Origin of the sequence: Streptomyces sp. MBT65 (genome assembly GCF_016612545.1) — a bacterium.
Lineage (GTDB): Bacteria > Actinomycetota > Actinomycetes > Streptomycetales > Streptomycetaceae > Streptomyces.
In genome coordinates this window covers 1-15,006 of sequence record NZ_JAENRY010000209.1, presented here as the reverse complement: position 1 = coordinate 15,006, position 15,006 = coordinate 1, and the positions used below count along the sequence as shown (strand labels likewise).

Genomic DNA, 15,006 nt, shown 5'->3' with positions numbered 1-15,006 from the left:
GTGCTGGGCGGTCCTGGTCATGACCTTGTGCATGGGGTCCCCGTTGGGTCGGCCCGGGATGTACCGGGAAGTAACTTGCTGGTTGGGGATCTTGTACGGGGCCATGGGCAGGGGTGGCAAGGACGTGACGGGGCGGGTCGGAGGGGCCGGATTGTTCACTTATCCGGGTGATTTATGGACCCTCGAGCCCGTCACCGCAAGGGTGCCCAGGGTGAATTTCCGGCGTGGGGTGGACGCTTTCAGGGGTGCGGGTGGGGACTCGATAGGGGACCCGCGCACGTATCCTGAAGGCCCTCCCGGAGGCACGGCACCCGTCCTCCCCGAGGCACTCTCCGACTACGAAAGCGGTCAGCCATGCGCGTCTACGTCCCCCTGACCCTCTCCGGTCTCGCCGAGGCGTACAAGACGGGTGAGCTGGGGACGGGACCCTTCGTCGCGTACGCCGTGACGCCCGCGCTGCGCGAGTGGTACCTCTCCGACGACATCGAGGAGTTGGAGTACGCGGCCCTCAACCGGGCCGCGCTGGCCTCGCTGCGGCTGCTGGCGGCCGACCCCGAGGCGCCGCGGCGCAGGGTCGTGGTCGCCGTCGACGTACCCGACGGCAGCGCGCACGCCGACCCCGACCGCGGACTGGACCCGGCGGCGCTCGGCGAGGTGCGGGTCGGCGGAACGGTGTCGCTGGCCAAGGCGGCGGCCGTGCACGTGGATCTCGGTGACGCGGAGGGCGATGTGAGCGCCGCCGCCGACGCGCTCGCGGCGGCCGAGCGCGGGGACGACGACGCGCAGTTCGTCGTCGACGGGGCAGAGGACCACGAGCTGCTCTGGTACGCGACGCAGGAGATCCCGAACCTCGTCGGGCTGGCCGACTGAGTCTGCCCGATGTCGGAATATGCCCGCTGACCTGCGATTCTCTTGATTGTCAGTGACGGCGGGTACCTTTTTTGGCATGGGGATGCAAGGAAGCGCGCACATCGTCTGGGACTGGAACGGCACGCTGTTCCACGACAACGACGCGGTCGTCGGGGCGACGAACGCGGCGTTCGCCGAGCTGGGGCTCAAGGCGATCACAGTGGAGGAGTACCGGGCGCTGTACTGCGTGCCGGTGCCGAAGTTCTACGAGCGGCTGCTGGGGCGGCTGCCCACCGACGCCGAGTGGGAGGCCATGGATGACGTCTTCCATCGGTACTACGCCGAGCACCGGGTCACCTGCGGGTTGACCGAAGGCGCGGCGGAGCTGCTCGCGGGGTGGCGGACCGCGGGTCGCAGCCAGTCGATCCTCAGCATGTACGGCCATGACGAACTCGTGCCGTTGGTCAGGGAGTTCGGGATAGAGCCGCACTTCATACGGGTCGACGGGCGCACCGGGCCCTCCGGCGGCAGCAAGGCCGAGCACATGGTGCGGCACCTCGGGGCGCTGGCCGGAGTGGACCCCGCGCGCACCGTGGTGATCGGGGACGCGGCCGACGACGCGGTGGCCGCCCTGCACGTGGGCGCGCGGGCCGTGCTCTACACCGGTGGTTCGCACAGCCGGGCCAGCCTGGAGGGCGTGGGGGTGCCCGTGGTGGACTCGCTGGCGGAAGCCGTCGCGGAGGCGGAGCGGCTGGCGGCGTGAGCGTGAGCCTGCGTGTGACCTGCCGGTCGGTGTGACAGGGCACGGTGCCCGAGCGGACACCGCGCCCGTAGATCACGCCACCGTCACGTCACCGGCGCCTTCGCCCGCAGCACCGTGAGGAACTCCCGCATCCAGCCGGGGTGATCAGGCCAAGCGCGGGCGGAGACCAGCGTGCCGTCGACCACCGTCTCGGCGTCCTGGAAGGTCGCGCCGGCGGACTGCATGTCGAGTTCGAGCGCCGGGTAGGCCGTGACCCGCCGGCCGCGCAGGCCGTCGATCGCGGCGGTGAGCAGGGGGCCGTGGCAGATCTGGGCCACGGGCTTGTCCGTGTCGAAGAAGGACTTGAGGATCTTGCGGAGTTCGGGATCGTTGCGGAGGTACTCGGGGGCCCGCCCGCCGGGGATGACGAGGGCCGCGTACTGGCCGGGATCGACCTCGGAGAAGGCGAGATCGGCGGGCCAGGTGTAGCCGGGCTTCTCGGTGTAGGTGTCGAAGCCGGGTTCGAAGTCATGGACGACGAACCGGAGTTGCTTGCGCTCGGGAGCCGCGATGTGGACCTCGTAGCCCTCCTCGCGCAGGCGCTGGTAGGGGTAGAGGACTTCCAGCGACTCCGCTGCGTCGCCGGTGACGATGAGGATCTTCGCTGTCATGTCGGTGCGCTCCTCTGTTGCCGTGGCATACGTCCGAGCCTGCGTCGGGCACCGTGGGCTCACCAGCTCACCAGCTCACCAGCTCACCAGCTCACCAGCTCACCCGCTCACCCGCTCATGAGCCCGCGGGGGCAAGCGCCCAAGGCGTCAAGGGCAACGTGCCTCGTGCCGGGGCGCTTGCCAAGGGGCCTCGCGGCCCGGACACCGCCACAGCCGTCACCGTCGACACCGCCACCACCGTCCCGACTGCCCGTGAATACGACGATTTCACGCTCTGCGCCCCTGTGCATAACGTCAAAGTTCGACCCTCGGTTTGTACACATCCGGCTCGTGACGAGCCCCCGGTGAGGAGAGATAGCCTTGTGGCGTGATCAGCGCGATATTTCGCGGGGGCATCGTCGCCCCTGCTCCGCGCCCGGCGACCACGGACGACATCCGTGACCGGGCGGCGGTCGCTGGTCCCAGGGTCTGCCCGGCAGGCCCACGCGGGCGGGACGGAGCTCCAAGGGCTCCCAGGACGCCGTGCATACCCCGGGTACCGACGCGACAGAGAGCAGCGTCACACCCTTCGGGCGTGCCGAAAATGGCTGATAACCCACCGCTCATCTCACCTTGCGGCATAGCGTCTGAGCAGACCGGACACCCCGGGCCGTGGCGTCGAGCCGCAGGGGAAGACACCGAACTTCCTTCTACGTCACGCAACGGCGCGCGACAGGAGCCAGAGGACAATGCAGACCAAGCTGGACGAAGCAAAGGCCGAGTTGCTCGAGAGGGCTGCTCGGGTAGCTGAGAACAGCCCGGTCGGGGGGCACCTACCGACCGGGTCGACGGACGAGAGCACTCCGGACCAGGAGACCGTGCTCGCGTTCCTCCAGCGCTACTACCTGCACACCGCCCCGGAGGACCTCGCGGACCGCGACCCGGTCGACGTCTTCGGTGCCGCCTTCTCCCACTACCGGCTGGCCGAGACCCGACCCCAGGGCACGGCGAACGTACGGGTGCACACCCCGACGGTCGAGGAGAACGGCTGGACGTGCAGCCACACCGTCGTCGAGGTCGTCACCGACGACATGCCCTTCCTCGTCGACTCGGTGACCAACGAACTGACCCGCCAGAGCCGTGGCATCCACGTCGTCATCCACCCGCAGATCGTGGTCCGCCGCGACCTCACCGGCAAGCTCATCGAGGTGCTCACCACCCCGCCCGCCGGCGAGCTGCCGCACGACGCGCACACCGAGTCCTGGATCCACGTCCAGATCGACCGCGAGACCGACCGCGCCGACCTGAAGCAGATCACCGCCGATCTGCTGCGCGTCCTGTCCGACGTCCGCGAGGCCGTCGAGGACTGGGAGAAGATGCGGGACTCGGCCCTGCGGATGGCCGACGAGCTGCCCACCGAGCCGACTGCCTCCGACCTGCCCTCCAGCGAGGTCGAGGAGGCCCGCCAGCTGCTGCGCTGGCTGGCCGCCGACCACTTCACCTTCCTCGGCTACCGCGAGTACCAGCTCCGCGAGGACGACTCCCTCGCCGCCGTCCCCGGCACCGGCCTCGGCATCCTGCGCGCCGACCCGCAGCACGCCGGCGAGGACAGCCACCCGGTGAGCCCGTCCTTCGAGCGGCTCCCGGCCGACGCCCGGGCCAAGGCCCGCGAGCACAAGCTCCTCGTCCTCACGAAGGCCAACAGCCGCTCCACGGTGCACCGTCCGTCGTATCTCGACTACGTGGGCGTGAAGAAGTTCGACGAGAACGGCGAGGTCGTCGGCGAGCGCCGCTTCCTGGGCCTGTTCTCCTCCGCCGCCTACACCGAGTCCGTCCGCCGGGTCCCGGTGATCCGGCGCACGGTCGACGAGGTGCTGGAGGGCGCCGGCTTCTCGCCCAACAGCCATGACGGGCGCGACCTGCTGCAGATCCTGGAGACGTACCCGCGCGACGAGCTGTTCCAGACCCCGGTCGACGAACTCCGCTCCATCGTCACGTCCGTGCTCTACCTCCAGGAACGCCGGCGGCTGCGCCTGTACCTGCGCCAGGACGAGTACGGCCGCTACTACTCGGCCCTCGTCTACCTCCCGCGCGACCGCTACACCACGGGGGTACGCCTCCGTATCATCGACATCCTCAAAGAAGAACTCGACGGCCTCAGCGTCGACTTCACGGCCTGGAACACCGAGTCGATCCTCTCCCGGCTGCACTTCGTGGTCCGCGTCCCGCAGGGCACCGAGCTGCCCGAGCTGTCCGACGCCGACAAGGACCGCATCGAGGCCCGCCTGGTCGAGGCCGCCCGCTCCTGGGCCGACGGTTTCGGCGACGCGCTGAACGCCGAGTGCGGCGAGGAGCGCGCGGCCGAACTCGTGCGCCGCTATGGCAACGCCTTCCCCGAGGGCTACAAGGCGGACCACTCCCCGCGCGCCGCCGTGGCCGACCTGGTCCACCTCGAGCGGCTCACGGAGGAGGAGGCCTTCGAGCTCAGCCTCTACGAGCCGGTGGGCGCCGCCCCCGACGAGCGCCGCTTCAAGATCTACCGCAAGGGCGCCCCGGTCTCCCTCTCCGCCGTGCTGCCGGTCCTCAGCCGCCTCGGCGTCGAGGTCGTCGACGAGCGGCCGTACGAACTGCGCTGCTCGGACCGGACGACGGCGTGGATCTACGACTTCGGGCTGCGGATGCCCAAGTCGCAGAACGGCAACGGGGACCACCTCGGCGACGACGGGCGTGAGCGGTTCCAGGAGGCGTTCGCCGCGACCTGGACCGGGCAGGCGGAGAACGACGGGTTCAACTCGCTGGTGCTGAGCGCCGGGATCGACTGGCGGCAGGCGATGGTGCTGCGGGCGTACGCCAAGTACCTGCGGCAGGCCGGTTCGACCTTCAGCCAGGACTACATGGAGGACACCCTCCGCAACAACGTCCACACCACCCGGCTGCTCGTCTCCCTGTTCGAGGCGCGGATGTCGCCGGACCGACAGCGCGCCGGGCACGAGATCGTGGACGCCCTCCTCGAAGAGGTCGACGCGGCCCTCGACCAGGTGGCGAGCCTCGACGAGGACCGCATCCTGCGGTCCTTCCTGACCGTCATCAAGGCGACCCTGCGCACCAACTTCTTCCAGGAGGCACGCGGCGGGCACGCGCACGCGTACGTCTCGATGAAGTTCGACCCGCAGGCCATCCCGGACCTGCCCGCGCCGCGGCCGGCGTACGAGATCTGGGTGTACTCCCCGCGCGTCGAGGGTGTGCACCTGCGCTTCGGCAAGGTCGCGCGCGGCGGGCTGCGCTGGTCGGACCGGCGCGAGGACTTCCGTACCGAGATCCTCGGCCTGGTCAAGGCGCAGATGGTGAAGAACACCGTCATCGTGCCGGTCGGCGCCAAGGGCGGCTTCGTCGCCAAGCAGCTGCCCGACCCGAGCGTGGACCGGGACGCGTGGCTCGCCGAGGGCATCGCCAGCTACAAGATGTTCATCTCGGCCCTGCTCGACATCACCGACAACCTGGTGGCCGGCGAGGTCGTCCCCCCGGCGGACGTCGTCCGGCACGACGAGGACGACACCTACCTGGTGGTCGCCGCCGACAAGGGCACCGCGACCTTCTCGGACATCGCCAACGGAGTGGCCGAGAGCTACAACTTCTGGCTCGGTGACGCGTTCGCCTCCGGCGGCAGCGCGGGCTACGACCACAAGAAGATGGGCATCACCGCGCGCGGTGCCTGGGAGTCCGTCAAGCGGCACTTCCGGGAGCTGGGCGTCGACACGCAGAGCGAGGACTTCACGGTCGTCGGTGTCGGCGACATGTCCGGTGACGTGTTCGGCAACGGCATGCTGCTCAGCGAGCACATCCGCCTGGTCGCCGCCTTCGACCACCGGCACATCTTCCTGGACCCCACCCCGGACGCGGCCGTCTCGTACGCCGAGCGGCGCCGCATGTTCGAGCTGCCGCGCTCCAGTTGGGCCGACTACGACACCAACCTGCTGTCGGCCGGCGGCGGTGTCTTCCCCCGTACGGCCAAGGCGATCCCGGTCAACGCCCACGTCCGCGAGGCCCTCGGCATCGAGGACAAGGTCGCCAAGATGACCCCGGCCGACCTGATGAAGGCGATCCTCAAGTCGCGGGTCGACCTGCTGTGGAACGGCGGCATCGGGACGTACGTCAAGGCCAGCACGGAGTCCCACGCGGACGTCGGCGACAAGGCCAACGACGCCATCCGGGTCGACGGCGCCGACCTGCGCGTCAAGGTCGTCGGCGAGGGCGGCAACCTGGGCCTGACCCAGCTCGGCCGGATCGAGTTCGCCCAGCAGGGCGGCAAGATCAACACGGACGCGATCGACAACAGCGCGGGCGTGGACACCTCCGACCACGAGGTGAACATCAAGATCCTGCTCAACGGCCTGGTCACCGACGGCGACATGACCGTCAAGCAGCGCAACAAGATCCTCGCCGAGATGACCGACGAGGTCGGCGCGCTCGTCCTGCGCAACAACTACGCGCAGAACACCGCGATCGCCAACGCGCTCGCCCAGTCCAAGGACATGCTCCACGCCCAGCAGCGCTTCATGCGCACCCTGGTCCGCGAGGGCCACCTCGACCGCGCGCTGGAGTTCCTGCCCACCGACCGCCAGATCCGCGAACGCCTCGCCCAGGGACAGGGGTTGACCAGTCCCGAGACGGCCGTCCTGCTGGCGTACACGAAGATCACGGTCGCCGACGAGCTGCTGCACACCACGCTCCCCGACGACCCCTACCTGCGCACCCTGCTGCACGCCTACTTCCCGACCGCGCTGCGCGAGAAGTTCGCCGAGCAGATCGACACCCACGCGCTGCACCGCGAGATCGTCACCACGGTCCTCGTCAACGACACGGTCAACACGGGCGGTACGAGCTTCCTGCACCGCCTCCGCGAGGAGACCGGCGCCTCCCTGGAGGAGATCGTCCGGGCGCAGACCGCGGCCCGCGCGATCTTCGACGCCGCCGAGGTGTGGGACGGCGTGGAGGCCCTCGACAACACCGTCGAGGCACCCGTCCAGACCCGCATCCGCCTGCACTCGCGCCGCCTGTGCGAGCGCGGCACCCGCTGGCTGCTCAACAACCGGCCGCAGCCGCTCCAACTCGCCGAGACCGTCGAGTTCTTCGGCGAACGCGTCGAGCAGGTCTGGTCCCAGCTGCCGAAGTTGCTGCGCGGCGCGGACCTGGAGTGGTACCAGCAGATCTACGACGAGCTGACCGGCGCCGGCGTCCCCGCCGAACTCGCCACCCGTGTGGCCGGTTTCTCGTCCGCCTTCCCGGCGCTCGACATCGTCTCGGTGGCCGACCGCACGGGCAAGGACCCGATGGACGTCGCCGAGGTCTACTACGACCTCGCCGACCGTCTGCACATCACCCAACTCATGGACCGCATCATTGAGTTGCCCCGCGCGGACCGCTGGCAGTCCATGGCCCGCGCCTCCATCCGCGAGGACCTGTACGCGGCGCACGCGGCCCTGACAGCTGACATCCTCGCGGCGGGCAACGGCAGTTCGACCCCCGAGCAGCGCTTCGTGACCTGGCAGGAGAAGAACACGGCGCTCCTGGGCCGGGCGCGCACGACCCTGGACGAGATCCAGGGCTCGGAGACGTTCGACCTCGCCAACCTGTCGGTGGCGATGCGGACCATGAGGACGCTGCTGCGCACGCACTCGTAGTCCCTGGGTCGTAGTTGCTACGTCCCTTCTTTAGAAGTCGCCTGTCAGCAGTAGTCGCTACGACGACGAGGGCGCCCCGGGCCGCGTTGGCTCGGGGCGCCCTTTCACGGAGTGCCTTAGGGGTAATCAGGGGGAGCGCTTACTTAGCCCCGCTAAGCCTGGTGAGGTGACTCTGAACCTCACCGAGGAACGCGTGACCGCCCCTGTCCGACCGGTGCGCAAGGTCGTCCTGGAAGTCGTGAAATTCGGGATCGTCGGCGGCAGCGGCGTCCTCGTCAACTTCGCGGTCTTCAACGCCCTGCTGCACGGCCTGCGGTGGCCCGCGATGCTCGCGACCGTCCTGGCCAGCTGCGTCGCGATGGGCGCCAACTACCTCGGCTTCCGCTACTACACCTACCGCGACCGCGACGCCCCCGGCGCCCGCCGTATCGCCCTGTTCTTCGTCTTCAGCGGCATCGGCGTCCTCATGGAGAGCGGCCTCTTCTACGTCGGCTACCACGGGCTGGGCCTCCACGGTCCGCTCGAGGCGAATGCCGTGAAGGCCCTGTCGATCGTGCTCGCGTCCGCGTTCCGCTTCCTGGTCTACCGCACCTGGGTCTTCCAGGACGAGGAGCTGTAGAGGCTCGGGAGGGTCCGCTAGGCGACCTTGTCCGCCGGGGCCTTGGGCTTGTCGGCGCCGCCCGTGAAGGCCTCGTACGCCTCCAGGACGTCTTCCGTCGGCCCGTCCATCCGCAGCTCGCCGCGCTCCAGCCACAGCACGCGGTCGCAGGTGTCGCGGATCGACTTGTTGTTGTGGCTGACCAGGAAGACCGTGCCCGCGTGCTGCCGCAGCTCGCGGATCCGCTCCTCCGAACGCCGCTGGAACGACCGGTCGCCCGTCGCCAGCGCCTCGTCGATCAGGAGAACGTCGTGGTCCTTGGCGGCGGCGATGGAGAAGCGCAGCCGGGCACCCATGCCGGAGGAGTACGTCCGCATGGGGAGGGTGATGAAGTCGCCCTTCTCGTTGATGCCGGAGAAGTCGACGATGCCCTGGTAGCGCTCCCTGACCTGCTCCCGGGACATGCCCATGGCCAGGCCGCCGAGGTAGACGTTGCGCTCGCCGGTCAGGTCGCCCATCAGGGCCGCGTTGACGCCGAGGAGGGAGGGCTGGCCGTGCGTGTAGATACGGCCGTTCTCGACCGGGAGCAGGCCGGCGACCGCCTTGAGGAGGGTCGACTTGCCGGAACCGTTGGTGCCGATCAGGCCGATCGCCTCGCCCTTGTAGGCGACGAAGGACACCTTCTTGACCGCGTGCACCTTGCGTACGCCCGCCGCCTTCTCGGCCTTCTCGCGGCGCATCATGCGGTTGAGGGCGGCGGTCGCGGAGCCGCGTCCGGCGCCGGTTCCGTTGACCCGGTAGATGATGTCGACGCCGTCGCAGACGACGGTGGGGATCGTGCTGTCCGCGGCCACGGGGGTCCGCTCGGTGTGGTACTCGATGGTCTGCTCAGCCACGGCCGTACGTCTCCTCAGCCTTCCAGAAGTAGATGAAGCCGCCGACTCCGGCGATCAGCGCCCAGGCGATCGCGGCCGGCCACACGTGCGGGGGGAGCTGGCTGGAGTGGAAGCTGTCGATCAGCGCATAGCGCATGAGGTCGATGTAGACGGCCGCGGGGTTGGTCTCCAGGGCGACCGTCACCAGGTGCGGGAGGTGGTCCTTCTTGGTCAGCTTGTCGATGCTCCACATGACACCGGACAGGTACATCCAGGTGCGCAGGATGAACGGCATCAACTGGGCGATGTCCGGGGTCTTCGCGCCCATCCTCGCCATGATCATCGAGACGCCCGCGTTGAACGTGAACTGCAGGAACAGTGCGGGGATCACGAGCAGCCAGGAGACGCTGATCGGCACGCCGAAGCAGATCAGGATGACGAAGAGCGCGGCCATCGAGAACAGCAGCTGCTGGAGCTGCTGCAGCGCGAACGAGATCGGCAGCGCGGCCCGCGGGAAGTGCAGCGCCCGCACCAGGCCGAGGTTGCCGGAGATCGCGCGGGTGCCCGCCATGATGGAGCTCTGGGTGAACGTCCAGATGAACACGCCCGTCACCAGGAACGGGATGTAGTCCGGGACACCGCGCTTGGTGCCCAGCAGCACACCGAAGATGAAGTAGTACACCGCCGCGTTCAACAGCGGCGTCAACACCTGCCAGACCTGGCCCAGCTTCGCCTGGCTGTACTGCGCGGTCAGCTTGGCGGTGGCGAACGCGGTGATGAAGTGGCGTCGCTCCCACAGTTGCCCGACGTACGCGGGCAGGGAGGGGCGGGCGCCACTGACCGTGAGGCCGTGGCGTGCGGCGAGCGCCGCGAGGTCTTCTTCGTCGGCCGGGGCCGGCGAATGGGGCGGTGTGTGGAGGACCTGGCTCACATCCGCTGCTTTCGCTCGGGGGGAGGGGGTGCGTGCGTCCGGCTGCCGTGTCCCGTCGGCCGGCGTTTTCTTACGCTTTTCTTTACGTTCTCTTACGTCGGGACGGGACCGTATCGTCGCAACGTGAGCGTAGGCCGATTCAGCGTCGGAACGCAACCGTTTCGTCGCGACGGATGTGATGAGGCCGTTAGGTTTTGGGGCGGGACGGGGCTGTTGCGTCGATACGCTCGGGGGAGCGGCTGGGGCGTGTCGTGCGGGGTGTCGTGGGGGTCGGTCGTGTCGTGTCGGGCCGGTCGCGTCGGTGGGACGCTACGGGTGCGTCGTGGTGACGGTCCGGTGCCGTCGCGGCGACGGGTCGGTTGCGTCCCGACGTCCCGACGTGCACCTCTGCGCCGCCTCGCCTGCTGGTGCCGACAGGCTCGTGCACGGCTCGCCCCCCGCCCCCGTATCGTCCGCGTTACGACGGACCCGTTTCGTCGCGACGCAACCCGCGTCGGAACGCAACCGTTTCGTCGCAACGCCCCTATGCTTGGGCTATGACGACGAACGCCGACGAGCCCCAGACACGTCAGCGCCGCCGCACCCCCGCGGGGGCGGCCGTACTCCGCGAGGATGTGACCGAAGCCATTCGGGCGGCGGTCTTCGAGGAGTTGGCGGCGGTCGGATATGCCCGGATGTCGATCGAGGGGATCGCGCGTCGGGCGGGAGTGGGCAAGACGGCGGTGTACCGCCGCTGGCGTTCGAAGCTGCACCTGGTGCTCGACGTGGTGTCGGCGATCGCGGTGATGGGGCTGCCGACGCCGGACACCGGTTCGCTGGAGGGTGACCTGCGGATGCTGTACGAGGTGACGTCACGGGCACTGCGTCACCCCGTCGCCTCGCAGATCATCCCGGACCTCCAGGCCGAGGCGGCCCGCAATCCCGAGATCGCCGACGCCATGCAGAAGGCGCTGCGGGAGGGCCAGGAGGGCGTGGCCAGCAAGATCCTGGCGGCGGCGGAACGGCGCGGCGAGATCCGCCCCGGCATGGACGACGACCTGGCCCTGGACCTGATCTCCGGCCCTCTGTACTGGCGCGCCGTGGTGATCCGCAGCCCGAAGCTGCCGAAGGGCTACCTGGGGGCGCTGGCCAAGGCGACGACCGAGGGACTCAAGGCGCTGTAGGGCTCCGCCGGGCCCGTGTGACGGCGCTGGCGGCCCGCGTCCCCGCCGAGTTCGGTCACCGGGTCGATCGTCACGCCGTCCCGCGCTTCCGGCGCTGCCGCAGTAAATGCGTACGCCTCACCCCGGCGGCCGGATTGGTCCGCCGCAGGTCGTGGTGATCGACGTAGGGGCTCTGTCGCGGTAAATCCGTTATTCACTGCGGTAGTTGTGAATACGTCTCCATGATCGAGTAACCGCCCGAATGCGTTTCTGCTGTGCGGACTTGAGGGAAGCGGACTGTCAACGTCCGGGGCCAGCATGCCTACTTGGGTCATGCCCCAGGTCCTCCGTCACGGGCAGGCACTCGGCGAGCAGGTCGACGACGTCGCGCCAGGCTCGCTGCGCGTGCCGTGGGTGGTAGCCGACGCCGGGGACCACGGGGTGGTCGACCGGTGGGTGGTGGAAGGCGTGCAAGGCTCCGCCGTAGACCGTGAGGCGCCAGTCGACGCCTGCGGCCTGCATCTCGGCGGTGAACGCGGTCCGTTGCGCGGGCGGCATGATCGGGTCTTCCGACCCGACTCCGGCCCACACCGGGCAGCGAATGCGCGCCGCCTCGCCCGGTCGGCCTGTGGTCAGCGCGTTGACTGTCCCGATCGCGCGCAGGTTGACGCCGCCGCGCCCGAGTTCCAGCCCGATGGCGCCCCCGGTGCCATAGCCGACGGCGGCGATCCGGTCGGGGTCGGTCCGGGGTTCGGTGCGCAGCATGTCGAGTGCCGCATGGCCGATGCCCCGCATCCGGTCGGGATCAGCGAGCAGTGGCAGGCAACGGGCCAGCATCTCCTCGGGGTCGCCCAAATAGTGCCCGCCGTGAAGGTCGAAGGCCAGCACTACATATCCCAGCTCGGCGAGAGCATCGGCCCGGCGGCGCTCGACGTCGCTGAGCCCCATGCCTTCTGGTCCGAGCAGCACCGCGGGCCGGCGGTCGACACCGGCCGGGAGCGCGAGGTGCCCGATCATCGTCAGACCGTCGGCCGGATACTCGACCGTACGCGTCGTAATCGTCGCCATGAGACTGGACTGTAGTGATCGTCGAGCCCGGTCGGGCCGCTGCTCTGCCACTGGCAGAACAGCGCGGGTATCCCTCTGAAACACGGCGAGGGCCCACAGGAACCGTCACCAACCCCGCCCCCGCGGTAGCGCTGTCGGATCACCTGCCCGACCTCCACCACCTTCTCCAGCGTGATGTCAACGAGGTCCGCCGGGCGGTTCTTCGCCGCGACCTCCTTGCGGATCGACTGCTCGGCGATCCCGCGGGCCTCGGTCTGGCCCCCGGACGTCACCGCACCCACCCCTCCCAATCAGACGCGACCATGTTCTGCGTCTGCGCGCCCAGAGCGTCGCCGTCGGCGGCACCCACCGCGCGCTCCACCCCGGACCGACCGTCCATCAGGCCCGCGCCGCCCCCGGATGCAACCGCACCCACCCCTCCCACGCCGACGCGATCATGTCCTGGACGTCGTGTTTGGCTTTCCAGCCCAGTTCGGTGGTGATGCGGTCGGCGGAGGCGACGACGCGGGCCGGGTCGCCGGGGCGGCGGGGATGGACGGTCGGAGGGCGGTCGTAACCGGTGATCGCGTTGATGCGGTCGATCATCTCGCGGACCGAAACGCCTTCCCCGCGGCCGATGTTGAGGGTGAGAGCGCGGCCGGGGGAGGCCTGGAGGGCGCGGGCGGCGGCGACGTGGGCCTCGGCCAGGTCCACGACGTGGATGTAGTCGCGGACGCAGGTGCCGTCCGGGGTGGCGTAGTCGTCGCCGAAGATGCGTGGGGGCTCGTTCGCGGTGAGCTTCTCGAAGACCATGGGGACGATGTTGAAGATGCCCGTGTCGGCGAGTTCGGGGGCGCCGGCGCCGGCCACGTTGAAGTAGCGCAGGGAGGCCGTGGACAGGCCGGTCGCCCGCCCCGTCGCGCGGACCAGCCACTCACCGGCCAGCTTCGTCTCGCCGTACGGCGACATCGGCACGCAGGGCGTCTCCTCGGTCACCAGGTCCACGTCCGGCATGCCGTAGACGGCCGCCGAGGACGAGAAGACGAAGGACGGGACGCCGGCCGTGGTGACCGCCTCCAGGAGGACGCGCAGGCCCTCGACGTTCTCCCTGTAGTAGTGCAACGGCAGGTCGACCGACTCGCCGACCTGCTTCTTCGCCGCCAGATGGACGACTCCGGTGACGTCCTGGTCGGCGAGGGTGCGGGCCACCCGTTCCGCGTCCAGGGTCGAACCCACCACCAGGGGTACGCCGTCGGGCACGCGCGCGGCGATGCCGGTGGACAGGTCGTCGTAGACGACCGCCTGTTCGCCCGCCTCGGTCATCGCCCTCACGACATGCGCCCCGATGTAGCCGGCGCCGCCGGTGATCAGCCAGGTCATGTGCGGCCGTCCCCTCCGTCATCGGATGCCAGGAGATCCGTGTTCGGCCCAGTCAATCAGGCGCCGGAGTGCGCGGCGGTCAACTGCTGGGACTCCCCGTACGGACCGGAGGGCCGCACGCGCGTGTGCGTCGTCGCCGGGAGCGCCCTCGACGACCGCCAGAGGCGGACGAAGGAGAGCACGGCCGCGACGGCCAGCAGACCGTTGCGGACGACCATCAGGGCGCAGCCCGTCCACGTGGAGTGGATGACGTCGACGTACAGGACGGGGAACTCGACCGAGCTGACCGCCGTCGCCGCCACGATCAGCGCGGCCACCGCGCGTTGTGTGGTGTGCCGCGAGGTCAGACAGACGGCGGCAAGCCCGAGCAGCCAGATCATGTACTGGGGGCTGATCACCCGGCTGGTCACGGTGAACAGCAGGACGGCGCTCAGCGCGGCGTCGTAGGGGGTCGCCGCGGTCCAGCGGCGGGCCCGGACCCGCCACAGGAGCAGCAGCCCGAAGGCGACCGCCGTGAGCGCGAGGGAGACGTCGGCGACGGCGGAGACGTACGGCCCCGTGAACTCCATCGCGCCGTACCGGTAGTGCACCTCGCCCGCCCAGCCGACATGGGTCGCCAGGCCGAGCGCCGTGCCGCCGAAGGACTCGATCTGCACGCCCCGGCCGCCCTGTTGGCGCAAGAAGGCGAAAGGATTGTTGAACAAAACCACGAGAGACAGGAGCGACAAGGCTCCCGTCCCCACCGCCCACGACCACACCGACCGCGTCGTCCGCCCCCTCGGCATCCCCAGCAGCACCAGCGCCGGCCACACCTTCACCAGCGCGCCCAGCGCCGCGAACGCGCCGCACGCACGCGTGGAGCGCGACAACGTCAACAGGGAGATGACGGCGAACGCCGTGACCTGCACGTCGTAGCGGACGAGGGGCATGTGGAGGAGGAGGGGGAGGGCGAGGATCCAGTACGCGGCGCCGCGCAGGCTGTGGCCGGGGCGGGTGCCCGCGCGGGCCAGCACCACGGTGATCAGCGCGTCGGTCGCGAGGGTGAGGGCGACGAACGCCTGGAAGTACGTCAGGTCCGGCAGCAGCGCGGGCGCCAGCAGGACCGGGCCGG

11 protein-coding genes are annotated in these 15,006 nt (G+C 69.6%); 5 read left to right on the top strand and 6 right to left on the bottom strand.

Annotation, left to right across the window (positions count from 1 at the left end; all coding sequences use genetic code 11):
* Positions 1-354 precede the first annotated feature (354 nt).
* Both JHN63_RS35620 and JHN63_RS35615 read left to right on the top strand, forming a co-directional pair.
* Entirely contained in the window at positions 355-870 is a 516-nt protein-coding gene (locus tag JHN63_RS35620) for a hypothetical protein (RefSeq protein WP_200688653.1), read from the top strand.
* A 76-nt stretch (positions 871-946) separates the two neighbouring features.
* A complete protein-coding gene (locus JHN63_RS35615) occupies positions 947-1,612 on the top strand; it encodes an HAD family hydrolase (protein ID WP_200688652.1) in 666 nt (221 codons plus the stop codon).
* Positions 1,613-1,695: 83 nt separating this feature from the next.
* Here JHN63_RS35615 and JHN63_RS35610 read toward each other — a convergent pair whose 3' ends face one another.
* Entirely contained in the window at positions 1,696-2,262 is a 567-nt protein-coding gene (locus JHN63_RS35610; protein ID WP_200688651.1) for a DJ-1/PfpI family protein, read from the bottom strand.
* Between the two features lie 728 nt (positions 2,263-2,990).
* On the opposite strand from JHN63_RS35610, the gene JHN63_RS35605 reads away from it, so the two are divergent.
* Positions 2,991-7,922, top strand: a complete 4,932-nt coding sequence (locus JHN63_RS35605) for an NAD-glutamate dehydrogenase (protein ID WP_200688650.1) — start codon at positions 2,991-2,993, stop codon at positions 7,920-7,922.
* Between the two features lie 166 nt (positions 7,923-8,088).
* Entirely contained in the window at positions 8,089-8,541 is a 453-nt protein-coding gene (locus tag JHN63_RS35600; RefSeq protein ID WP_200688649.1) for a GtrA family protein, read from the top strand.
* A 17-nt stretch (positions 8,542-8,558) separates the two neighbouring features.
* Here the strand turns inward: JHN63_RS35600 and JHN63_RS35595 are convergent, their stop codons facing one another.
* Complete coding sequence (locus JHN63_RS35595) at positions 8,559-9,416, bottom strand: ABC transporter ATP-binding protein (protein ID WP_200688648.1); 858 nt, start codon at positions 9,414-9,416, stop codon at positions 8,559-8,561.
* Positions 9,409-10,326 (bottom strand): ABC transporter permease, encoded by a 918-nt coding sequence (locus JHN63_RS35590; RefSeq protein WP_200688647.1) that lies wholly within the window; start codon positions 10,324-10,326, stop codon positions 9,409-9,411. The genes JHN63_RS35595 and JHN63_RS35590 overlap by 8 nt, the downstream gene beginning before the upstream one ends.
* Positions 10,327-10,862: 536 nt before the next feature.
* Here JHN63_RS35590 and JHN63_RS35585 point away from each other — a divergent pair.
* On the top strand, positions 10,863-11,489 hold the full coding sequence (locus tag JHN63_RS35585; protein WP_200688646.1) for a TetR/AcrR family transcriptional regulator: 627 nt from the start codon (positions 10,863-10,865) through the stop codon (positions 11,487-11,489).
* A gap of 279 nt (positions 11,490-11,768) precedes the next feature.
* On the opposite strand, the gene JHN63_RS35580 is transcribed toward JHN63_RS35585, so the two are convergent.
* The 3 genes from JHN63_RS35580 to JHN63_RS35570 form a co-directional block, all read right to left on the bottom strand.
* Complete coding sequence (locus JHN63_RS35580; protein ID WP_200688644.1) at positions 11,769-12,536, bottom strand: dienelactone hydrolase family protein; 768 nt, start codon at positions 12,534-12,536, stop codon at positions 11,769-11,771.
* 378 nt (positions 12,537-12,914) lie between these two features.
* Positions 12,915-13,895 (bottom strand): UDP-glucose 4-epimerase GalE, encoded by a 981-nt coding sequence (galE, locus tag JHN63_RS35575; protein WP_200688642.1) that lies wholly within the window; start codon positions 13,893-13,895, stop codon positions 12,915-12,917.
* 56 nt (positions 13,896-13,951) lie between these two features.
* The coding region (locus JHN63_RS35570; RefSeq protein WP_200688641.1) for a glycosyltransferase 87 family protein at positions 13,952-15,006 on the bottom strand (1,055 nt) is incomplete at its 5' end.